Below are 21,227 nucleotides of genomic sequence, written 5' to 3' on the forward strand. Positions count from 1 at the left end.
AGTCAATTCCGTCTTCCACGCCGTCGCCAGACCCGTAAACCGCGCCATCGACAAAATCGTCAACTTCATCGCCAAAAAAGGCAAAGCCCTCTGGGCGAAGCTCAAGGGGAACGAAACAACTCCAAAGAAAAATAAAGACAAGGACAACACAAAAAATCAGGAAAACAATAAGAGTGACCCCACCGAGGCGCAAGTCCCTAAATCTCTCATCACATCCAGCACCCCCAGCCTGGATGGCCCCGGACAGAAAATCTCACAGGAGATAGGGGAGAGCGGCGGGGAACAAACAATATTCAGCCGGGCCGGAGATGCACGCACCACCACGAAGAACATACTGCAAAACCACAGAGACGCAAAGTTCGAAAAGAGCAGCAAGACTCTCACTTTGCCCAAGATTTCTATATCCAAAACGCCTGACTCGCTAGCCGCCCTCGGGGAGGACTTGGGCAGGCAGACCGGCGTCAGCAAGGTGTCGCTGGAGAAGAAGGGGAATGAAGCATCGATCTGGGGCTCGATCAACCCCAGGATTCGCTTGGCAACCCTGGCAAACCTCGATCAGGACCTGGCGATCGTCATGCTGGCAGTCGAAAAGAGCGGGGATGTCGTTAAATTCTTGAAAGAAATATCGAGCAAGGGCGGGCAGAAGACCATCGAGGTCGACAAGGGCGGCATAAAAGGAAAAATGAACCTGGAGTTGTTCGAGAAGGCATGGAACAAGAAGATAGACAACAAGCTGGCAGTGCGGGCATGGATAAAAACCCAATTCCGACAGGTCATGCCCAACCATCACGAGTGGATCCCAAGCGATTTCATCCTGGAAGTCACGAAGCAGGCTTCAACCATGGCCGAAGAGGGCCCCGGACTCCTGGCCCTGCAAAATGATCTGCGAAACCAGACATTCTGTGTCGTTTTCAATGAGACCATGGGTAGACCCGAGACCGTGGACAACCATTTTGTTCCCAACGGGCATGCCGGAGCCGTCTATTTCGCTGAATCCCAGCCAAGCAGAGGACAGCTCAAAGGAAAGAGGAGCACCTGGGAGGAAGATTTTCACGACGAACTGCGTGACGCCTTCCTGTCGAGCACGGGAGCCAAGGACGCGGCCACCAAAGCGCTCGCGGTCGCCAAGAAGTGGATATGGAATGGGGATCCCATGTCACTCCCCATACATCCCGATTGCTTGGACCGGACACGTAGGCCAATCGACGCGAATACGCAGAAAAATCGATATCAAGAGATAATAGACAAATTCAACGAACACACCGGGTGAATCCGAAAGGGCTTGAACGTCATGTACCTCACTCACGGTTCCAGCGAGGACGCCTTGAGTTGGATCGAAAATTCAGAACTCAACGAAGAACAGCGGGGGCAGCTGAATCAGTTCGTGAGCAGATTCCCGTCATTGACGTTCGCAAAAGGAACCACCGCGTTCCTCGATTCCGTAGAAAGGGAGAACCGGGTGGAACTCCCCGCCGATCTGAAGTCGATCATCACCACACTGGTACTTGCCGGCGAATTTCCGGAGTTCCAAGTCGACGACTATACCCATTGGACACCACGCACGGACAACCCGATCCCCATTTGGTACGCAAGCGACTGGGGCTACACCAACGATCAGGAGCGGAGGTCTTTCCTCCAGGCCGGCATGTTTCCAGTGGCCCAGTGGGCGGATACCGGGCTTTCGACACTGGCCATCAATGTCACGGACAATCGGGATACAAGAGTCTTCGAATTCACCGGTGAAGACATCGTGGACGACATCCAGAGCAACCAGACACCCGATTCCTCGGTATTTCCTGCATTCAATTCCTATACGGAAATGCTGTCCCATATCACAGAGCTACGTCTTCCCGACAACACAATCATTCAGGCCCACTAGAAAATCAACCTGTAGCGCGAGGCCCATCAGCGCACGCGTGCTGTCCGCCGGCCACGGCAAAGCCCATGAATCGATGCCCTTCGCAGGGTCACCGGCTGTGCCACGGCGAGCAGGTCATCCGTGTCAGGCCCGGCGAGGCTCCTGCCGAACATCCGCATTGCGCCGGTAGTTGTCACCGCACCGGGCATCCGACCTCTGCCTGACGGACCGATCGTCAGACATCGGCCACCCGTACCGGCAGCGACTTCACCCCGTTGATGAAGTTCGACACCAGCCGGCTCGGCGGGCCCGCGAGTTGGAGTCGGCCGGGTGGCAGGGCCCGGCACGTCTCCTCGTACAGGACCCGGAGCTGAAGCCGCGCGAAGTGCGCGCCCAAGCAGACATGCGGGCCGTCGCCGAAAGAGACGTGGGGGTTCGGGGACCGGGAGAGGTCCAGGGCGTACGGGGCGGGGAAGACGCGTTCGTCGTGGTTGGCGGAGACGTGGAAGACGACCACCTTGTCGCCGGTGCGGATACGGGTGCCGGCCAGCACCGTGTCCTCGCGGGCCGTGCGGCGGAAGGTGAGGACCGGGGGGTGGCGGCGCAGGAGCTCGTCCACAGCCGTCGTGAGACCCACCTCGCCCTTGCACAGGCGGCGGTACGCCTCGGGGTTCTCCGCCAGGAGGTGCAGGCCACCGGGGGCCGCGCTGCGTACGGTGTCGTTGCCGGCCACCACCAGGAGGAAGAAGAACATCTCCAGTTCGGGGGCGGTCAGTTCGGGATCCGTGGCCAGGGACGTCATCACGTCGTCGGCGGGGTGCCGGCGCTTGTGGGCGGCCAGGGCGTGCGCGTAGTCGAACATGTCGCGGAGGGCGGACGGGGAACGGGGGTTGAGCGGTCGCCCGTCCGGGCCCGGCTCCGGGGTTCCGGCCTCGTCCGGGTCCTGGTAGCCGATGACGCGCCGGGTCCAGTGGAGGAGGAGCGCACGGTCGGTGTCCGGCACGCCGAGCAGGTCGGTGAGGTTGAGGAGCGCGTAGTCGTCGGTGACCCGGGTGACGAGGTCGCAGATGCCGTCGGCCGCCCGCGCCTCGGTGACCGCACGGGTGAGCAGGGAGCGGGCGCGTTCGCGGACGACCGTTTCGAAGCGGTCGATGCGCTTCGGGGTGAAGGCGCGGCTGACGAGTACGCGCAGGCGTCGGTGGTGCGGCGGGTCCTGGTTGAGCATCATCCGGCGGATGAACGGGAGGTCGGCGGGGTCCGGGTCGCGGATCTGGGTGGCGCCCAGATACGAGGAGTACGTCGCGGAGTCCTTCAGGACCCGGACCACGTCCTCGTGCCGGGTGACCGCCCAGAAGCCGGGGCCCGCCGGCCAGCCGAGCACCTCCGGCTCCTCCTGCCGTGCCACGGGGTGGTGGTCGCGCAGGAGGCGGTAGTGGTCGTGGGGGATGCCCCGCCCGTACTGCCTGGGGTCGAAGACGTCCGGTACGGGCGTTTCGGCGGGGGCGGGGGCGGGGTCACTCATCCGTCCGCGTCCGCCCGCAGGAAGTCCTCCATCACGCGAATCAGGTCGAGCGGGGCCTCGTCCATCGCGTAGTGGCCGCACGACGGCAGCTCCACCAGTTCGGCGCGCGGGAACCAGCGCATCCAGGTGGCGCGCTGCAACTCCGCGGACAGCGCCGGGTCGAGTGCGCCCACCACCGCAAGGGCCGGCACCGGCGAACCCTCCACCCGGTCGTGGAAGTCCTCGCCCGCCCAGGAGTCCAGCCAGGCCCGGAACGCCTTGACGTCGCTGCATTCGAGCGAGCGGCGCACCATGCGGTCCAGCCAGCCCGCCGGGCGCCGGCCACCGGTGGTGGTGTCGAGGATGATCCGCCGGTTCTGCGGGGTGTGCGCCGCCTCGGCGAAGAGTTCCCACTGCTCGGGCGGGAGCGGAAGCCCGGACGCTGGGACGGGTGAGACCCCGACGATCCTGCGCACCCGGTCCGGCGCGGCGGCCAGCGTCCGCTGGATGACGGAGCCGCCCATCGAGTGCCCGACCAGCGAGAACCGCTCCCAGCCGAGCCGGTCGGCCAGCGCGAGCACGTCCTCGGCCCCCTCGGCCGTGGTGTACGAGCCGGCCGCGTCCCGTGCCTCGCCGTATCCCCGCAGGTCCACCACCGCGTACTGGAACGAATCGCGGTCGAGATCCGGCAGCACGGGGGCGTACGCGGAGCGGTCGGCGAGCCAGCCGTGCACCGCGATCACCTTGTGCGGGCCGTCGCCGTGCAGTTCGTGGGGCAGAACAGGCAGTGCGGTCACGCTGACTCCCGTCGCCGTACGGAGAGGAACCGGGCGATCACCGACCGGCCCCGGACCACAGTCGCGCCAACTACGGGCCCGCGCAAGGGAGCGTGCCTGGTGCTCACCGTTCCGCTACGGCAAACACAACCTTCTACTGGTTCATGTATCAGATCGATGGCATGAGTGACGACACCACCTACGGAGTGGGCGAGGGCCCCACCGCCAATATCTCCGTCAGCCTGCACTCGGGCAATATCGCAGCCGTCCGTGCACGCGTGGGAAAGCGGAGTTTCTCCGCCTACGTGGACGCTGCCGTACAGCGTCAGATCGAGCGGGACGGCCTCGCCGAGCTGACCGACGCGCACGAGGCGGAGCACGGTGTGCTGAGTCGTACGGAGGTCGATGCCGCCCGAGCGCTTCTGCGGGGCGACGCCGATGACGCGCAGAACGCCGCCTGATGGCTCGGGCCGGAACACTCGTGTGGACAGCGGGGGCATGTCCAAGGTCGTCGCATTCATGGGCACAGGTACGCCATCGACGCCGTGGTGGGGGCGACTGTGCTGCTGATGCCGAAACCTGCGGTGATCCTCACTTCGGACCCTGAGGATCTGGGCGTTCTGTGCGGCGATCGGGTACGGATCATCAAAATCTGAGCGTCGGCGTCTGCTAGCCGCCGCTCCTCACGCCAGGAGTTTCAGGTACGGGCCGAACTCCGAGGCCAGGGTCAGCCGGCCCAGCTTCTGGTACTCGCGCTGGATCGCGTGGATCAGCGTCGGCATCGTCACCGGCTCGTCCGTGTCCGCCGCCAGGTACGCGGACGTCACCGCGATCGAGCGGATGTTGCCGCCCGCCAGCTCGAAGTTCTCCGCGCAGAACGCGAGGTCCAGGTCCTTGCCCCGGGGGAGCACGGGGCCCAGGCAGCGCTCCCAGAGGACGAGGCGCTGTTCGGGGTCCGGGACCGGGAAGTCGATGACCAGGTCCAGGCGGCGGGTGAACGCGTCGTCCAGGTTGGCCCGGAGGTTGGTGGCGAGGATGGCCAGGCCGTCGAAGGACTCCATGCGCTGGAGGAGGTACGCGCTCTCGACGTTCGCGTAGCGGTCGTGGGCGTCCTTCACGTCCGAGCGTTTGCCGAAGATCGCGTCGGCCTCGTCGAAGAGGAGGACGCCGTTCACACCCGCGGCCTCCGAGAAGATCCGCTCCAGGTTCTTCTCCGTCTCGCCCACGTATTTGTCGATCACCGTCGCCAGATCGACCGTGTACAGGTCCAGGCCCAGGTCCGCGGCGATGACCTCGGCCGACATCGTCTTGCCGGTGCCGGAATCGCCCGCGAAGAGGGCGGACACGCCGCGTCCCCGGCCCCCGCCCGGGCGCATGCCCCACTCCCCCAGGACCCGGTCGCGGTGGCGTGCGCGGGCGGTCAGTTCGCGGAGCTGGGCGTGGGTGTCCGGGGGGAGGACCAGGTCGTTCCAGGTGACGGTCGGTTCGATGCGGCGGGCCAGGCGGTCCAGGCCCGCCGCGTTCTGGGCGCGGGCGCCCTGGCGGACGTGGTCGGCGGTGAGGGTGCCGCCGTCCAGGTGGCTGGTCTGGGCGGCGCCCCGGGCCGCGCGGGTGATCTGTTCCGGGGTGAGGAGGAACGGCGCGAGCAGCCGGTCCACGTCGATGGTCCCGGGTACCGGGGCGTCGTACGCGTCGGTCCAGAGGGCCGCCCTGGTGGAGGGTTCGACGCGTGGGGCGTGCATCAGGAGGGGCGGGGCGGCGGACCATGCCGCGTCCCAGGGGGCCCGGCCCACCAGGATCGTGGGGACCGGGGTGCCGGTGAGCAGCCGGAGGAGTTCCGGGTGCTCGCGGCAGACCGCGTCGATCGGGGCGCAGACCACGCCCGCACCGGTCAGCCGGGCCTCGCGGACCAGCGAGCGGACCGCCTCGGCGGGGGACGGATCCTCCGCGAGGCGCGCCAGGTCCAGGCCCAGGACCCGATGGCCCGCACGGGTCAGCGCGGAGGCGGCGAGGGCGGTGCCCGCACCGCCCTGGTCCTCGCGGAGGTAGGCGAGCGAGGCGCCGTGGGCGAGGGCACCGGCGAGCGGCACCGGGTCTCCGACGCCCGCCACGGCGTGCCAGGGGGCGAGGAGACCGGCCAGTCGCGGGTCGGGGGTGTCGTCGCCCAGGAGGTGCGCGGTGACCCGGTCGGGGACGCGCAGCGCCCGGCTCAGGAACGGGCGGTCCAGGTCCTCGACCAGGAGGAGGCGGCCCTCGCGGAGCGGGGCACGGGCCGACAGCCGGCCGCGTGCCGCCTGGTCGGCGGGGGAGAGCCCACACAGGCCCAGCGCCAGGCCGATGGACGGTCGGCGGCGGGTGACGTCATCGTTCAGGTAGCCGTAGAACGCCTCGAAGCGGTCGTCGAGATCGGGTACGAGCGCGATGAGGAGGATCTCGGTGTCGAGTGCGGTGAGGTCGAATTCGGCTGCCAGGGACGTGAGTCGGGAGTGTTCCGTCGGCGCCTCGACGGAGTCCGGTACGGGGTACGGGAAGGCGCGGGCCTCGTTCTCGTCCAGCAGCCGGGCGATGTTCTCGTCCGTGAGGTAGAGGCCGCGGAAGGCGTCGTCCGGGTCCGGATCGGTGAGCTGCCGGGCCTCGACCGCCCGTCGGATGCGCTGCTCCACCGCTACCGCGCGGGCGAGGAGGTGGCGCAGGTTCGGGTCGCCCGCGTCGGTCATTCGGCGCTGTCCTCCGTACGGGTCTCTGCGGTCTCTGCGGTCTCTGCGGTCTCTGCGGTCTCTGCGATCTGTGCGGTCCCCGCGGCCTCCGCGCTCTGTGCGATTTGTGCAGCCTCCGCGGTCTGTGCGGTCTCCTCGGCCTCCGCGCTCTCTGTGGTCCTTGCGCGGGCTTCCCCGGCACCCGTGCGGGCCTTCCGGGTCTCCGTGATGCGGAGGGACAGACCGCGTCGTCGTTCCGTGTCGGGGGCACGGGTGGTGGCGCTCCCGCCGGGCCGCCCCGGGCGGCCTCCGTACACCGGGAGGCCGCCGCGGCCCGGCATCGTCTCGGACACGGGCTCGCTCGCTTCGGGTACGTCCCCGAAGCGGGCCTGAAGCCCCTCGTCCCCCACCGGCGGGCCGACCACATAGCTCGGCGACGCCGTCACCGGCACACTGATCACCAGATCGAGCGAGGGCTTCAACTCGCCGCCCAGCGCGCTCCACACATCGGCGAACGAACGGTCCTCCGGCGGCGGCAGCGCGATCGACATCGGTACCGGCGCCCCGATCTCGGCCAGGGTGCCCGCCAGCCGTTCCGGGGGCAGCGCCTCGTAACGCAGCAGGCAGCCGAGCAGCGACGAGAGCAGCCGGTGCTCGTCCTCCGGGCGCTTCGTCCACGCCGTGATCAGGTACGACAGCTTGAAGAAACGGGGCGGGCGTCGGCGCGCGATGATCGTGCCCCGCTCGTCGTAGTCGTTGTGCAGGCCCCGCTCGCGCCTGCGCATGTCCTCGCGGATGTCGTAGAGATACAGGTTGACCATGGGCGCGTTGACCTTCGCCGCCCATTCCCGGGTCGGGGCGTCGAAGACCACCGCGATCTGGCCGCCTTCGAGTACCTCCGCCCTGATCAGTGCCCGCAGTACGTCGTCGACCTCGTGGATCACCCGATCACTCCCGTGTGGTCACCGGTGCTCATGCGCGGCCCGCGAAGTCCGGTGGCTGGAGATTCCGCTGCACCACCAGGACCGGTTTCTTCAGCCGGTCGAGGTCGCGCGAGTCCGCTCGCAGCTCGCGCGGCCCCAGCTTGTCCTTGCGCAGGACGAGCACCTGCACCTCGAAGGTGCCGTCACGGCCCACCGTGGCCGTCGCTCCGCCGGGGGTGATCCCGATGTTCCACGTGAAACGTACGGTCGCGCCCGGCGGATAGTCCTTGCCGCGGGCCAGCACCGGCTGTCCCGGCTTGGCGACCTGCGGGGTGACGGTCAGCGAGGGTTTCAGGACGCGCAGCCGGTCGGTGTCCTGGTTGTTGGCGCTCCGGCGGTCCGGCAGCGTGCCGCGCACGGTGGCCCGTACGTCCCCGGTGACCGCCGCACGGTACGTACCGGTCTGGGTCACCTCGATGCGGCCGCCGGCCGGAATGGTGCACGGTTTTGCCGCCGTGCAACGGGTCAGGGCGGGCAGGCTGCGGTCCTTGCCCTTGGACGGCTTCGGCCAGCTGGAGCCGATGACCACGCCGGTCGCCGGGTCCGGACCGGCATTGGTGACGACGAAGCGGGCACGGGCCGGGCGGCCGGTGTACGTGCGGTCCGGGCTGACGTCGACCTTCATCGCCACATCCGCCGAGGGCGGGACGGGGGCCTCCAGGACCTCGATCTCCGCCGTGTCCGTCCCGGTGTTGCCCGCCGAGTCCGTCGCCGAGCAGGTCACCGTGGTACGGCCGACCGCGAAGAGCGAACCGGAGGCAGGGGTGCAGGTCACCGGGAGCGTGCCGTCGGTGGCGTCCTGGGCGGTGGCAGCGTACGTCACACGCGCGCCCTTCTTGTCCTTGGCCCGGACGGTCAGATCGTCCACGGTGACGACGGGCGCGTCGATGTCGTTCACGTCGATGCTGATCTGCTCCTGGAAGTCCGGGTCGGCGGCTGCGGCCGGCCCGATCGTCTCCGTGCCCGGGGCCTGGGTGCCCATCAGGAACTGGACGGTGCAGGTCAGCCGGGTGCCCTGGGGTGCGTCCGCGGAGACGTCGATGTTCTCCGCGAAGTGCGCCGTGTCCCCGCTGGTGAGCTGCCGAGTGGGTGGGTCGAGGCTGACGGACAGATGCGGATCGCAGTTGTCCAGGCGGTAACTCACGTTGGTGGGAAGGTTGCTGAATCCGTCGATGATGGCGTCCACGACGTCGCTGCCCTCGATGTCGTCGATCATCCGGCCGTTGGTGGCGGTCACCAGCCGCAGGGCCTGGTTCGGTTCGTGCTCCTTGTCATTGGGGTACTGGGATGTGCGGCCGTTCCCGTTGAGGCCGTCGCCCCTGTCGCTGGTCAGACCGACCGCGATCAGCCGCACCCCCGCGTCCTGCAGGGCGAACTCGGCTTCGCTGAAAGACCGGTCGTTGCTGGGGTCATGACTGGACGCGTCACCGACCAGCACGATGACGGGGCTGGAGTCGGGGCGGAAAACGGTTTTCCCGTCACCGCCGTTGGCCAGCTTCCACAGCGCGTAGATCCAGTCCTCCGGCGGGCCGATACTGAAGGAACCCATGTCGGACTTGAGCTGGTTGACGCCCTTCTGCACGTCGTCCAGATTGTCGGTCAGCCCTTGCAGCACCTTGAAGCCCGCGTCGGGGTCCACCTGCTGGTCCCCGAAGGTGGCCACGGCGAAGCGCGAATCCTCCTGTTCGTCGCGGATCGCCTTCGTGATCTCGGGGATCCGCGCCTTCACCCGCCCGATCGGGACGTCCATGCTGCCCGTGCCGTCCACCAGCAGGATCACGTCCGGCCTCGGTGGAATCGCCGGCGTACGCACCTGCTTGGCCACGCCCGTGGAGCCGCCCGGGTCGACCGCGTCGGTGAACTCGGCGGGAGTGACCCAGGGTTCGGGCACCGCCACCGACGGCGCCCCGGACGTGACGGCGGAACCGGGAGCGACGCCGCTGACCACGAGAAGCAGGGCGAGGGCCGGGATCCGGAGCGCGGTGAGGGTGCGGTGCGAGGCGGACGACCGGGAACGGACCGCCCGGCCGGGCCCGTCCGGCCGAGCCCGCAGCACCCTCGCCACCCGCGGCACCCGCAGCGCCCGCCGAAGCGGCTGGAACCAGCGCACGGAAGTCCTCCCCCACCCTCGGCCGATCGGCACACCGGACGTCAGGGTCCTGTACCGGCGGCGGACGCACAGCGGTGCGGGAGTCACACCCTCGGGAAGCCCCCGCTGCCCGAAAGTGCAGCCGGGGCCCTACCCAGGCGGCGTAAGCACCGGCGCGGGAAGGATCAGATCAGTCCCTGCCGCATCGCGTACGCCACCGCGTGCGACCGGTTCCGCAGCTGCAGCCTGGTCATCACCGAGTGCAGCACGTTCTTTATGGTGCGCTCGGAGTAGGCCAGCTTCGTCGCGATGTCCGCGGTGTCGTACCCCTCCGCGACCAGCCTCAGCACATCCACCTCGCGCGCCGCGAGACCGGTGAAGTGCAGCCCGCGCGGGCCGAGCACCTGCCCCTGGAGGCGGCCCACCTCCTCCAGCAGCCGTCCCAGCAGGTCGGACGGGAGATGACCCTCGCCCCGCGCCACCGTCCCGATGACCTGCACCAGATGCTCCGGAGTCGCCTCGGAGCGCCTGACGACACCGGCGACACCGCACTCCGCGGCACTCACCAGCTTCTGCTCGTCGATGTCCGTGGTGACCAGGACGGTACGTGAGGTGCTGGTGCGCTGGATGTGGCGCAGCATCGTCAACACCGCCTCGTCGACCGCGTCCACGACGACGACCACGATCCGGGGAGAGGCTTCCGCCTCGCCCCACTCCGTCACGCTGACCTCGGGCCGGGTACGTAACTGACTGGCCACGCCCGCTTGTGAGATCGGGTCCTGGGCCCGTAATGCAACAGTGATGCGCTCCATGGCAATGCTCCCCCTGGGCAACAGCCGATGGCGTCGCAGCGAACACAACCAACACGGCTGTTTTCGTATGCCTCACTCGTCTGAGGCGGTCAAAAGATGCCCGCGTATCCCTACAGGGAAACAAAAAGGCCGATCCGGGCACAGAATCTGCCCGGAAGTGTTCCTTCACGGCCGATGTCGGCGTTCAACGGCGAACCTACGGTGCCGCCTATGAGTCTCACGGCAAGCCTCGACGATTCGTCCGTCACTGCCGCACCGGGCGAGGAGACAGCCCTCCCTCTGCGGATCCTCAACTCCGGCAGCACCGTCGAGGAGTACCGCTTCGAGGTGGTCGGTGCCTGTGCCGCCTGGTCGACGGTGGAGCCGGCGACGCTCTCCCTTTATCCGGGCGACTCCCAGACGGTCTCCCTCGTACTGCGTCCGCCCCGGGACTCGACCGTACTCGCGGGGGACACGCCCTTCGGGATACGGGTGGTGCCCACCAGCGAGCAGGGCGACACGGTGGTGCCCGAAGGGCGGGTGACCGTACTCCCCTTCACCGAGACGACCGCCGAACTGGTGCCGCGCAGCTCCCACGGAGCCTGGCGCGGCAAACACCAGCTCGCCGTCGACAACCGGGGAAACGCCCCGGTCACCGTGCGGCTGGGGGCCCGGTCGGGCACGGAGCGGGCACGGGTCTCGTTCGTCGAGGACACGCTGCTGATCGCGCCCGGACGGGCGGATTTCGGGAAGGTACGCATCCGTCCCGCCAAGCGCGTGTGGCGCGGCATCCCGGTCACACACCCCTTCCAGCTGGTCGCCACCCCGGACGTTGCCGAGGGCCAGGCCCCGGTCGCACCGGTGGTCGTGGACGGCTCGTACCAGCAGGAGCCGATCCTGCCGCGCTGGCTCCCCCGGGCGCTGATCACCGCGGCCGTGCTGCTGATCGCGCTGGTGGGACTCTGGTACGCGCTGCTGCGCCCGGCCGTGAAGTCGGCGGCCCGGGAGGCGATCACCCCGGACGCGGTGCGGTCCGCCGCCGCGGCCGACAAGAGCAAGGCGCCCGACAAGGGGTCCTCGGCCGGAGCGTCGGGCGGCGGTGACTCCTCCGGGGCGGACGGGGGCTCGCCGAAGCCCAGCCCCTCACCGAGCGCCGGCGCGGACTCCGGCGCCTCGGTCGCGGCCCCGACCAGTGCGCAGGTGCAGGTCAGGGACTCGGTGGGCGGCGGGTCGAACACCGAGACGGCCCTCCAGGTGCCCGGCGGCCACACGTTCCAGCTGACCGACATCGTGGTCCAGAACCCGCAGGGCGACGCGGGAACGCTCGTGGTCTCCTCGGGGCGGGACGCGCCCGTGCTCCGGCTGGCACTGGAGAACTTCCGCGACTCCGACTACCACTTCGTCACGCCGATCCTGGTGCTCGGCGGAGGCCAGGTCACGCTGACCGTGGACTGCCGGAAGGTCGGCAAACCGGTGAACGCGCCGACGCCGTCGCGGTGTTCGGAGTCGCTGTTCCTGGGCGGCACGATGAAGACGGACTCGGCGGACTGACGGGGCGGGTGGGGCGGGGCGGGGCTCCTGGTGGACGGGGTCCGGTGAAACCACACCGCTCCGTCAAGAGCCCGCCCCGCTCCTCACTCGGGCGGAGTCTCTTCCTCCTCCTCGGCCCCTTCCTTCGCACGCTGCACGAAGGAGCCCTGCACATCGGCCGGTTGCTCGTCCTCGTCCTCCGTCGCGGCCCGCTGGACAGCGGCCGTCCCCGACGCCGGAGCCGGAGCCGAAACCGCGTCCGGGCCCGGGACGGATGTCGGAGCCGGGTCCGACAACACCCGGTCGGCGTTCGCGACGGCCTCCCGCTCGAACCGGTCGGACGGGTCGCTCACCCGGATCCCGCCCGCCGCCTCCGTGCCCTCCACCGGACCGTTGCGCTGCTGGATCACATGCGTCAGCTCATGGGCCAGCGTGGTGCGGCCCTGCGGCGAGGACGGGTCGTAGGCGTCCCGCTGGAAGACCACGTTGTTGCCGACGGTGTACGCGTGGGCGCCCACGCCCTTCGCGGACTCGTGGGCGGCGGAGTCCGTGTGGATGCGTACGTCGGAGAAGTCCGCCCCCATCCGCCCCTCCAGATCGGCGCGGGTGTCGGTGTCCAGCGGCTGCCCGCCGCCCGACGAGACCACGTCGTGCACGGGGGAGCGCTCTTCCTCCTCCTTGCGCTGGAGCATCGACCCCACGGCGCTGTTGCCGACCGCCCGTTGGAGCACACCCATGCCCCCGGCCCCGACCACATCGGGCCGCCCGGCGGCCGCCGCACGGTAGAGGTGCGGGGTGTCCGCCGGCTCCCGGCCCTCGGACGCCCGCGCCGCGTGCACCGGCTCGTCGTGCTCATGCCCGTGCCCGTGACCGTGGTCCCGCTCGTGGTCGTGGTCGTGTTCCTGGTCCCATTCCGGTGCGTGCATCGTCATCTCCCCTGACCGCGCCCCGGTCGAGGCGCGTCGTGATGGCCTCACCACTCCACCTTCACGACGCCGCACTGCCCCGTCCAGCCCGGACCCCGCCGGCCGGGGGCACCCGCCGCTGCCCCTTCGGGCACCCGCCCCGTCCGTACGGCAAACGGCTGCACCGGCGGGCAGTGCGGTGGCCGGGCCGCACCGCCGTCGGGATGATCGAAGGCATGACCGAGAGCAACGTGGCCAAGAGCGGCAAGGACCAGCACATCACCCTGCGGATCGCCCAGGAGCCGGAGGCGGACGAGCTCCTCGCGCGCAGCCCGCTCGCCGCGCTGGTGGGCATGCTGCTGGACCAGCAGGTGCCGATGGAATGGGCCTTCTCCGGCCCGTACTCACTGGCGCAGCGGATGGGCGGGGACGATCTGGACGCCCATGAGATCGCCTCCTACGACCCCGAGGCGTTCGCCGGACTCTTCACCACGAAGCCCGCCCTGCACCGCTATCCCGGATCCATGGCCAAGCGGGTCCAGCAGCTGTGCCAGTACCTGGTCGCGGAGTACGACGGCGACGCGAGCGCTGTGTGGACCGACGTATCGGACGGGGCCGAGCTGCGTGAACGGCTGAACGCACTGCCCGGGTTCGGCACCCAGAAGGCCCAGATCTTCCTGGCCCTGCTGGGCAAGCAGTTCGGGGTCCGGCCGAAGGGCTGGCGAGAGGCGGCGGGCCCGTACGGCGAGGCCGGCTCGCACCGGTCGGTCGCCGACATCACGGGCCCGGAATCGCTCGCCGAGGTCCGCGCGTACAAGCAGCACGCGAAGCAGGCGGCCAAGGCGGCCAAACGCGCCACCGAAAAGTAGCCCCCGAAACGCCGGGCCCACCGGGACCGGACCACGCGGGCCGCCCGAAACACCGGGACCGGACCACGCGGGCCGCCCCACCTCCTATCGCCTGCGGCGGGCCGTACCGAAGAGCGAACGCGAGATCTCCCGGCCCAGCTGCGTACCGACGGACCGGGCCAGTGACCGGAACATCCCGCTCCCCACCACCTGCTCGACCAGCGAGGCATCCTCCTCGGCCGCCTTCCCGCCCCCGCCCCCACCGCCACGCCCGCGCCCCCGCCCCCGCTCCCCGCGAACCGCCTCCTCCACCGCTGCCCGGTCCGCAGCCTCCGCGGCCTCCGCCTCGGTGGCCCGCCGCTCCGCCTCCTGACCGGCGCTCAGCTTCTCGTACGCCGACTCCCGGTCCACCGCCTGCGCATAACTCCCGTACAGCGAGGATCCCTTCACGGCCGCGTCGAGCTCCGCCGCCGGATACGGCCCCATCAGCGACCGCGGCGCCCGCAGCCGGGTCGCGGCGACCGGCGTAGGCGCACCGTTCTCGCTCAGCACCGTGATCACGGCCTCGCCGATGCCCAGCCGCGTCAACAGCTCCTCCAGGTCGTACGGCGAATTGGGGAATGTCTTCACCGTCGACCGCAACGCCTTCGCATCGTCCGGGGTAAAAGCGCGCAGCGCGTGCTGAACCCGGTTCCCGAGCTGGGCCAGCACCTCCGCCGGCACATCGCGGGGCGTCTGCGTGACGAAGAAGATGCCGACGCCCTTGGAACGGATCAGCCGCACGGTCCGGGTGATCGATTCCAGGAACGCCTTCGAGGCCCCGTCGAAGAGCAGATGCGCCTCGTCGAAGAAGAAGACGAGCTTCGGCCGGTCGAGGTCGCCGACCTCCGGCAGATCGTGGAAGAGGTCGGCGAGCAGCCACATCAGGAAGGTGGAGAAGAGCTGGGGCTTGTCCTGCACCGCCGCCAGTTCCAGTACGGAGACGAGCCCGCGCCCGTCCGGCGCCTGCCGCAGCAGCTCGGCCGTGTCGAACTCCGGTTCACCGAAGAAGTCGCCCGCGCCCTGCTGCTCGAAGGCGGTGATCGACCGCAGGATCACCCCCGCGGTGGCCGTGGAGAGACCGCCGATCCCTTTGAGTTCGGCCTTTCCGGTGTCCGAGACGAGGAACGCGACCACGGCCCGCAGATCCTTGAGGTCCACCAACTCCAGGCCCTTGGAGTCGGCGTAATGGAAGATCAGGCCGAGCGACTGCTCCTGCGTCTGGTTGAGCTCCAGCACCTTTGACAGGAGTACGGGGCCGAAGCTGGTGACCGTCGCGCGCAGCGGGATGCCGGGGCCGATGCCGCCGAGCGCGTAGAACTCGCACGGGAAGCCCTCGGCCTGCCACTCCTGCCCCACCTGCACGGCCCGTTCGGTGACCCGGTCGCCCGGTGTGCCGGGGGCGGCGATGCCCGAGACATCGCCCTTGATGTCGGCGAGGAAGACGGGGACACCGCCCGCCGAGAGCTGCTCGGCGATCAGCTGGAGGGTCTTGGTCTTCCCGGTTCCGGTGGCGCCCGCGACGAGTCCGTGCCGATTGAGCATCGCCAGCGGGATGCGGATCTGCGCGTCCGGCAGACAGGTGCCGTCCCAGAGCAGCGCGCCCAGATCGAGGGCGGCCCCGGAAACGGCGTAACCGGCGGCGATCTCCCGCGCCGGCTCCGGCAGCGCACCGGCATTTTCGGCCGTGCTCTCGCTGTCGCTCATCGGGGCCCCATTCCGGAATGCCTGCTTTTGTGGCGTTCTTGCCAGCATCGCAGTACCGCCCCGTGGCTGCGCCCGGAGGCTCTTGCCCGGTAGGCTTTCCGTGTGATCTTCAAGCGCATCGGAAATGGGCGGCCTTATCCCGACCACGGCCGGGAAAGCACCCGGCAGTGGGCGGATGTCGCGCCGCGCCCGGTCCGCCTCGATCAGCTGGTGACCACCAAGGGCAACCTGGATCTCGAAACCCTCCTCGCCGAGGATTCGACGTTCTACGGCGACCTGTTCGCGCACGTCGTGAAGTGGCAGGGCGACCTTTACCTGGAGGACGGACTGCACCGCGCGGTCCGTGCCGCGCTTCAGCAGCGCCAGGTACTCCACGCCCGCGTGCTCGAACTCGGCTGACCGAAGCGGGCCCGTCCACGGACCCGCAGGACCGGCAGTGCCGCAGTGCCGGCGAAACCCTGCGCCGCCTTCGGGCGCGCACCGGGGTTCGTTCGGGTGCTTTCGCCCCCGGACGGGTGCGATCCATTGATCATTTAGTAGGCATCATCACCGGGTCGCACTACGCTGCGCCCATGAGCATGCTCACTCCCCCCGGCATGGGCGGAAAGTACCGCATCACGGGCGACAAGTACCCCCGGATGCGCCGCCCCCGGCGTCGCGGCAAACTGATCCTCGCTGCCACCGCCTCCGTGGTCGCCCTCGGGCTGGCCGGATGGGGCACGATGCAGCTCATCGACGTCTTCACCGGCGGCGACCGGAAGGCCAGCGCGGCGGACCACAAGACGGACTGCCCCACCGCCAAGCCGTCCGCGCCCGCGAAGGCGCTGCCGAAGCCCGCGAAGATCACCGTCAACGTCTACAACGCGACACCGCGCAGCGGCCTCGCCAAGAAGGCGGCCGACGAGCTGAAGAAGCGCGGCTTCACCATCGGCAAGGTGGGGAACGCCCCGGCCGCGTACGACAAGAAGGTCCCCGGACCCGGGGTGCTGCTGGGCGCTCCGGCGGCCACGAACGGCTCGTTCCCGGTCCTCGGTACGCAGTTGGTGGGCGCCACGCCGAAGACCGACGCCCGCAGGACGGCGGACGTCGATCTGATTCTCGGTACGAAGTTCAAGACGTTCAACACGCCTCAGTCGGCGGCCGCGGCCCTCGCCGCCCTGACGAAGCCCGCCCCCGCACCGTCCTGCTGACGGCCGCCGGCCTGCCGATGGCCACCGGGGCGCGCCCGGCGGCCATCAGTTCGCCCGTACGGGCACTGCTCTACGGGCACTGTCCTAGTCGGCGGTGCCGTACATCCGGTCGCCCGCGTCACCAAGGCCCGGCACGATGTAGCCGTTCTCGTTGAGCCGCTCGTCGACCGAGGCGGTGACCACGGTGACCGGCGTACCGGCCAGCTCGCGCTCCATCACCTCGACGCCCTCGGGCGCCGCGAGCAGCACGACCGCGGTGACATCGTCCGCACCGCGCTTGATCAGCTCCTGGATGGCCGCGACGAGCGTGCCGCCGGTGGCCAGCATCGGGTCCAGGACGTACACCTGGCGGCCCGAGAGGTCCTCCGGCATCCGCGTGGCGTACGTCTCCGCCTGGAGCGTCTCCTCATTGCGGATCATGCCCAGGAAGCCCACCTCGGCGGTCGGCAGCAGCCGCACCATGCCGTCGAGCATGCCGAGGCCGGCCCGCAGGATCGGCACGACCAGCGGCCGGGGGTGCGACAGCTTCACACCGGTCGTCGGTGTGACCGGGGTCTCGATGTCGACCTGTTCGGTGCGCACATCCCGGGTGGCCTCGTACGCGAGCAGGGTGACCAGCTCGTCGGCGAGCCGCCGGAAGGTCGGGGAGTCGGTGCGCCTGTCGCGCAGGGTGGTGAGTTTGTGCGCGACCAGTGGGTGGTCGACGACGTGGATCCGCATGGGTTCAACAGTAACCGTGCCTCCCGCACCCGTGCGCTGGCATCAACCGCATGTTCGGGGGGAAGGTGGGGGCATACGGACCCAGCCTTGGGGTGATGAGCCGATGCCGGACGGGGAAAAGCGGAAGCGGGACCAGTGGGACCAGCAGGACCCGCCGGACCCGCAGGACGCACAGGGCCAGCAGGACCCGGAGGAGACCGACGCGGCGCGCCGCAGGAGGCGCGCCCAGTTCCTGCGCGAACTCCACGAGGCGAAGGCCCTCCGCGACCGGGTGCAGCCCCGCCGCGCCAGGGCGGCCCGGATGCGCCAGGCCATGCGCATGCGCACCTTCCGCTGGTAGCCGGCTCACCGATGACGGCGTCCGGCATCCCTGGTGACGGCGTCCGGCATCCCCCTGGTGGCGGCGTCCGACAGAACTGATGGCCGACTCAACGGCCGAACTCCTCTCGCGGAGCCCTTGTTTCTGCCACGATTCCGATGGGCGGGACCCAGGACAGCCGGACCACCGACTGCCCTCCCGCCGGACCGACACCCCTATGACCAGTGGGAGAGTCACGGTGTACTTCGCCGCACTGCTCGCGCGCACCGAAGACGGGTGGGAAGCGAGCGACACGGAGCTCGACGATGTGGAGACCCTGTCCGACCTGACGGATCTGGCCCGTGAAGCCTCGGTGGACGAGGACACGGTGCTCGTCTTCATCGAACAGGAGGACGCCTGGTTCGGCGTCGTCCGGGTGGACGGTGAGGACGACCCCCGAATCTTCATCTCGGACGCCACCGCCGCCGCCCGTTCCTCGTACGGGGAGATCCTGCTCACCGACGAACTGCTCGGCCGCGAACCCGGGGCCGAGGACACGATTGCCGCCCTCGAAGAGCTCGTCGGCCTCGACGGTACGGAGGACGGCGACCCGGACACCACCCCCGACAACAACACCACCGACGACGATGACGATGACGACGACGGCCTGGACGCCGACGCCGTACCGGCGGGCCCGCTCGGCGACACCGGGGTCCTGGCCGACCTCGGGCTCCCCGAGGCCGAGCTGCTGATGCTGCGCACGGACGCACTGGTGGAGATCGCGGACGCGCTCGGCGCGGCCGAGGTTCTGGAGACCGTCCGTTAGGGTCCGCGGGTGAGCGAACCACCGCACGACCCCGTGAGAGACCCGTGGCGGGCGCACATGCGCCGCGCCCTGGCCGAGGCCGATCTGGCGGCGCGGGCCGGCGATGTGCCGGTCGGCGCCGTCGTGCTCGGCCCGGACGGCGCCCTGCTCGCCACGGGCCACAACGAACGCGAGGCGACCGGCGACCCGACCGCGCACGCGGAGGTCCTGGCCGTCCGCAGGGCCGCGGCGGCCCTCGGCAGGTGGCGGCTGTCCGGCTGCACCCTGGTGGTCACCCTGGAGCCCTGCACGATGTGCGCGGGCGCCCTGGTGCAGTCCCGCGTGGACCGGGTGGTCTACGGCGCCCGCGACGAGAAGGCGGGCGCGGCCGGCTCCCTCTGGGACGTCGTACGCGACCGTCGGCTCAACCACCGCCCCGAGGTAATCCAGGGTGTCCTGGAACAGGAGTGCGCGAGCCTCCTGACGTCCTTCTTCCGCACCCCCTGACGCCTCTCTTCCACAGCCCCCGAGAACCGATTTCTGTCCACGGCCCGCCATGGTCTAAGCTCTCTCTCGGTAGCGTGTCCGAGCGGCCGAAGGAGCTCGCCTCGAAAGCGAGTGTGGGGAAACTCACCGAGGGTTCAAATCCCTCCGCTACCGCCATCGACGCCCTCCCGGACTGCGGAAACGCAGGGCGGGAGGGCGTTCGCGCGTCACAAGGACTGCCGCACAAGAGCGACGTCGACTCCTGGTCCCCGCTTATGCAGGGGTGCCCCTTGGGGCGAACAGTGATGCACGCGATCCCCGCACGCGCGGGGCTTGAGCACGGCTGGCAATGCTGACCCTCAAAAAATGGAACTGGGGAGAACATTGTTGAGTTGACATGTACACAACATCTCTCATTCTAGGGAAACAAGACACCCTCATCGGCCGTAACCCCGACTGGCGCGCGTCGTTTTGATCAATGCCGGCACGTAGCCGACCAGCCACCTCGCAGCCCGCGAGGCCCCTACTGGCCTCCGGCGCATACACCACCCCCACTCACCCAGGAGCCCGCATGACGACACCGCCAATGGCCGACCTCCTTCACTCCCTGCTCACCACATGGCCCCCCACCCCAGCGACGCACACCGCACCAACCCCAACAGGGGGGACAGTCACCGTGATCCTGATCCTGGTATTGGTGCTGTCAGCCCCCCGCCGGGAGCGCGGCTGACAACCCGGCGCCGGCTCCGACGTCAGAGCCACGCGCCCGCCCAGCTCGCGCCACAAGCCCTTCGCGCCCACCGACTAACATGTGAGCAGCGGGCGATGCTGGGGTCTCAACAGCTCCAGGAACGCCCGCCCCGCGACAGCAGGGTTCCGAGCGGCCCGGCTTTGACCTTCGGCCACGACGCCCTCTCAGCCATGATCGACGCAATAGCCAGCGGCCTTGTGTGATCCGGCCTCGCTAGATCCAGGCGGTGGACACACCAAAATGCATCAAAATGTCCGAATATCAAGAAGTGAGTAAAAACAGGCTCCGCCCCGCATAAACCACCAGGTCAGCAACTGTGGTCCCCGCATGTGCGGGGTTGGTCCCCACACCCCGCCGGAGATCCTGTTGGTGGTGGGGTGGTCCCCGCATGTGCGGGGTTGGTCCCGTTCAGGAGACGTCCCGCATGGATCTGGGAAAGTGGTCCCCGCATGTGCGGGGTTGGTCCCAGGTCCTTTGCCGAGCCCTCGCGAGAAGGGGGGTGGTCCCCGCATGTGCGGGGTTGGTCCCGTCTTGTCGCCGTCGGCGCGCAGCGGCTCGCAGTGGTCCCCGCATGTGCGGGGTTGGTCCCCTGGGATCGCTGCTGCGAGCCGACGGCCTTCTGTGGTCCCCGCATGTGCGGGGTTGGTCCCGCCCCGAGGTGATTGCGGCGTGATCGAGACCAGTGATCCCCGCATGTGCGGGGTTGGTCCCGAAGCGCCTACTCGGCGCGCTGCCATGATCAGGTGGTCCCCGCATGTGCGGGGTTGGTCCCCCGAGACCGGCGTCCGGATCCACGACGTCCCGGTGGTCCCCGCATGTGCGGGGTTGGTCCCACGTCGGCGGCTTCGAGCGTGATCGCGTCGCGGTGGTCCCCGCATGTGCGGGGTTGGTCCCCGTCAGAACCAGCTGCTCTTGTGGCCCTTGAGGTGGTCCCCGCATGTGCGGGGTTGGTCCCTACTCCCAGTCCGGCGCCATCGAGCAGTACGAGTGGTCCCCGCATGTGCGGGGTTGGTCCCGCCTCCTCGTTCATCACCTCGATCTTGTGCTTGTGGTCCCCGCATGTGCGGGGTTGGTCCCGACTACCTTGACGGCCTGTTCGATGTGCCGGAGTGGTCCCCGCATGTGCGGGGTTGGTCCCCTGAAGCGGCTGGTGCCGGTGACCACGGCGTTGTGGTCCCCGCATGTGCGGGGTTGGTCCCAGTCACTACGCCACGGTCAAGGCATCCGACTTGTGGTCCCCGCATGTGCGGGGTT

19 protein-coding genes, 1 tRNA gene and 1 CRISPR repeat array (1 of these 21 running past the window's edge) are annotated in these 21,227 nt (G+C 69.1%); of the genes, 11 read left to right on the forward strand and 9 right to left on the reverse strand.

The window, feature by feature from the left end; all coding sequences use genetic code 11:
* Together ACFVH0_RS34665 and ACFVH0_RS34670 are read left to right on the forward strand one after the other, a co-directional pair.
* The coding region (locus ACFVH0_RS34665; protein WP_385826801.1) for a hypothetical protein at positions 1 to 1,270 on the forward strand (1,270 nt) is incomplete at its 5' end.
* 21 nt (positions 1,271 to 1,291) lie between these two features.
* Positions 1,292 to 1,879, forward strand: coding sequence for a hypothetical protein (locus ACFVH0_RS34670; protein WP_385826803.1), 588 nt, complete (start codon positions 1,292 to 1,294; stop codon positions 1,877 to 1,879).
* 214 nt (positions 1,880 to 2,093) lie between these two features.
* On the opposite strand, the gene ACFVH0_RS34675 is transcribed toward ACFVH0_RS34670, so the two are convergent.
* Positions 2,094 to 3,380, reverse strand: a complete 1,287-nt coding sequence (locus ACFVH0_RS34675; RefSeq protein ID WP_385826805.1) for a cytochrome P450 — start codon at positions 3,378 to 3,380, stop codon at positions 2,094 to 2,096.
* A complete protein-coding gene (locus tag ACFVH0_RS34680) occupies positions 3,377 to 4,156 on the reverse strand; it encodes an alpha/beta fold hydrolase (RefSeq protein ID WP_385826807.1) in 780 nt (259 codons plus the stop codon). Before ACFVH0_RS34680 ends, ACFVH0_RS34675 begins: the two co-directional genes overlap by 4 nt.
* A 161-nt stretch (positions 4,157 to 4,317) precedes the next feature.
* Here ACFVH0_RS34680 and ACFVH0_RS34685 point away from each other — a divergent pair, with 161 nt between their 5' ends.
* On the forward strand, positions 4,318 to 4,596 hold the full coding sequence (locus tag ACFVH0_RS34685; protein WP_385826809.1) for a hypothetical protein: 279 nt from the start codon (positions 4,318 to 4,320) through the stop codon (positions 4,594 to 4,596).
* Between the two features lie 222 nt (positions 4,597 to 4,818).
* Here ACFVH0_RS34685 and ACFVH0_RS34690 read toward each other — a convergent pair whose 3' ends face one another.
* The 4 genes from ACFVH0_RS34690 to ACFVH0_RS34705 all read right to left on the reverse strand — a co-directional run bounded on the left by ACFVH0_RS34690 (position 4,819) and on the right by ACFVH0_RS34705 (position 10,715).
* Positions 4,819 to 6,852: an ATP-binding protein gene (locus ACFVH0_RS34690; RefSeq protein ID WP_385826811.1), complete on the reverse strand. Its 2,034-nt coding sequence runs from the start codon at positions 6,850 to 6,852 to the stop codon at positions 4,819 to 4,821.
* Positions 6,849 to 7,775 carry a DUF4255 domain-containing protein gene (locus tag ACFVH0_RS34695; protein WP_385826813.1) on the reverse strand — a complete coding sequence of 309 codons (927 nt, stop codon included), beginning with the start codon at positions 7,773 to 7,775 and terminating at the stop codon, positions 6,849 to 6,851. The genes ACFVH0_RS34690 and ACFVH0_RS34695 overlap by 4 nt, the downstream gene beginning before the upstream one ends.
* 28 nt (positions 7,776 to 7,803) lie before the next feature.
* Positions 7,804 to 9,924, reverse strand: coding sequence for a VWA domain-containing protein (locus tag ACFVH0_RS34700; RefSeq protein ID WP_385826815.1), 2,121 nt, complete (start codon positions 9,922 to 9,924; stop codon positions 7,804 to 7,806).
* A gap of 164 nt (positions 9,925 to 10,088) precedes the next feature.
* Complete coding sequence (locus ACFVH0_RS34705) at positions 10,089 to 10,715, reverse strand: response regulator transcription factor (protein ID WP_385826817.1); 627 nt, start codon at positions 10,713 to 10,715, stop codon at positions 10,089 to 10,091.
* 210 nt (positions 10,716 to 10,925) lie between these two features.
* Between ACFVH0_RS34705 and ACFVH0_RS34710 the strand changes: the two genes are divergently transcribed.
* Positions 10,926 to 12,245, forward strand: coding sequence for a hypothetical protein (locus ACFVH0_RS34710; RefSeq protein WP_385826819.1), 1,320 nt, complete (start codon positions 10,926 to 10,928; stop codon positions 12,243 to 12,245).
* An 83-nt stretch (positions 12,246 to 12,328) separates the two neighbouring features.
* On the opposite strand, the gene ACFVH0_RS34715 is transcribed toward ACFVH0_RS34710, so the two are convergent.
* The gene (locus tag ACFVH0_RS34715) at positions 12,329 to 13,156 is read right to left on the reverse strand and encodes a DUF4157 domain-containing protein (RefSeq protein WP_385826821.1); all 828 of its coding nucleotides are present in this window, start codon (positions 13,154 to 13,156) and stop codon (positions 12,329 to 12,331) included.
* A gap of 197 nt (positions 13,157 to 13,353) precedes the next feature.
* On the opposite strand from ACFVH0_RS34715, the gene ACFVH0_RS34720 reads away from it, so the two are divergent.
* Positions 13,354 to 13,998 carry an HhH-GPD-type base excision DNA repair protein gene (locus ACFVH0_RS34720; RefSeq protein ID WP_385826823.1) on the forward strand — a complete coding sequence of 215 codons (645 nt, stop codon included), beginning with the start codon at positions 13,354 to 13,356 and terminating at the stop codon, positions 13,996 to 13,998.
* An 84-nt stretch (positions 13,999 to 14,082) separates the two neighbouring features.
* On the opposite strand, the gene ACFVH0_RS34725 is transcribed toward ACFVH0_RS34720, so the two are convergent.
* Positions 14,083 to 15,723 (reverse strand): helicase HerA-like domain-containing protein, encoded by a 1,641-nt coding sequence (locus tag ACFVH0_RS34725; RefSeq protein ID WP_385826825.1) that lies wholly within the window; start codon positions 15,721 to 15,723, stop codon positions 14,083 to 14,085.
* 102 nt (positions 15,724 to 15,825) lie between these two features.
* On the opposite strand from ACFVH0_RS34725, the gene ACFVH0_RS34730 reads away from it, so the two are divergent.
* Both ACFVH0_RS34730 and ACFVH0_RS34735 read left to right on the forward strand, forming a co-directional pair.
* On the forward strand, positions 15,826 to 16,122 hold the full coding sequence (locus ACFVH0_RS34730; protein WP_072488263.1) for a type II toxin-antitoxin system VapB family antitoxin: 297 nt from the start codon (positions 15,826 to 15,828) through the stop codon (positions 16,120 to 16,122).
* 197 nt (positions 16,123 to 16,319) lie between these two features.
* On the forward strand, positions 16,320 to 16,913 hold the full coding sequence (locus ACFVH0_RS34735; protein ID WP_385826855.1) for a LytR C-terminal domain-containing protein: 594 nt from the start codon (positions 16,320 to 16,322) through the stop codon (positions 16,911 to 16,913).
* Between the two features lie 84 nt (positions 16,914 to 16,997).
* Here the strand turns inward: ACFVH0_RS34735 and upp are convergent, their stop codons facing one another.
* Positions 16,998 to 17,633: a uracil phosphoribosyltransferase gene (gene upp / locus ACFVH0_RS34740; protein WP_342285244.1), complete on the reverse strand. Its 636-nt coding sequence runs from the start codon at positions 17,631 to 17,633 to the stop codon at positions 16,998 to 17,000.
* Positions 17,634 to 17,736: 103 nt separating this feature from the next.
* Between upp and ACFVH0_RS34745 the strand changes: the two genes are divergently transcribed.
* The 4 genes from ACFVH0_RS34745 to ACFVH0_RS34760 all read left to right on the forward strand — a co-directional run bounded on the left by ACFVH0_RS34745 (position 17,737) and on the right by ACFVH0_RS34760 (position 19,399).
* A complete protein-coding gene (locus tag ACFVH0_RS34745; protein ID WP_385826827.1) occupies positions 17,737 to 17,973 on the forward strand; it encodes a hypothetical protein in 237 nt (78 codons plus the stop codon).
* Between the two features lie 217 nt (positions 17,974 to 18,190).
* The gene (locus tag ACFVH0_RS34750) at positions 18,191 to 18,757 is read left to right on the forward strand and encodes a hypothetical protein (RefSeq protein ID WP_385826857.1); all 567 of its coding nucleotides are present in this window, start codon (positions 18,191 to 18,193) and stop codon (positions 18,755 to 18,757) included.
* 57 nt (positions 18,758 to 18,814) lie between these two features.
* A complete protein-coding gene (gene tadA, locus ACFVH0_RS34755; RefSeq protein ID WP_385826859.1) occupies positions 18,815 to 19,243 on the forward strand; it encodes a tRNA adenosine(34) deaminase TadA in 429 nt (142 codons plus the stop codon).
* Positions 19,244 to 19,311: 68 nt separating this feature from the next.
* Positions 19,312 to 19,399: transfer RNA gene (locus tag ACFVH0_RS34760), tRNA-Ser, on the forward strand.
* An 890-nt stretch (positions 19,400 to 20,289) separates the two neighbouring features.
* A CRISPR array of direct repeats spans positions 20,290 to 21,227; the repeat unit is 29 nt; unit sequence GTGGTCCCCGCATGTGCGGGGTTGGTCCC (it continues 128 nt past the right edge of the window).

It is taken from the genome of Streptomyces sp. NPDC127117 (assembly GCF_042677325.1).
GTDB lineage: Bacteria > Actinomycetota > Actinomycetes > Streptomycetales > Streptomycetaceae > Streptomyces.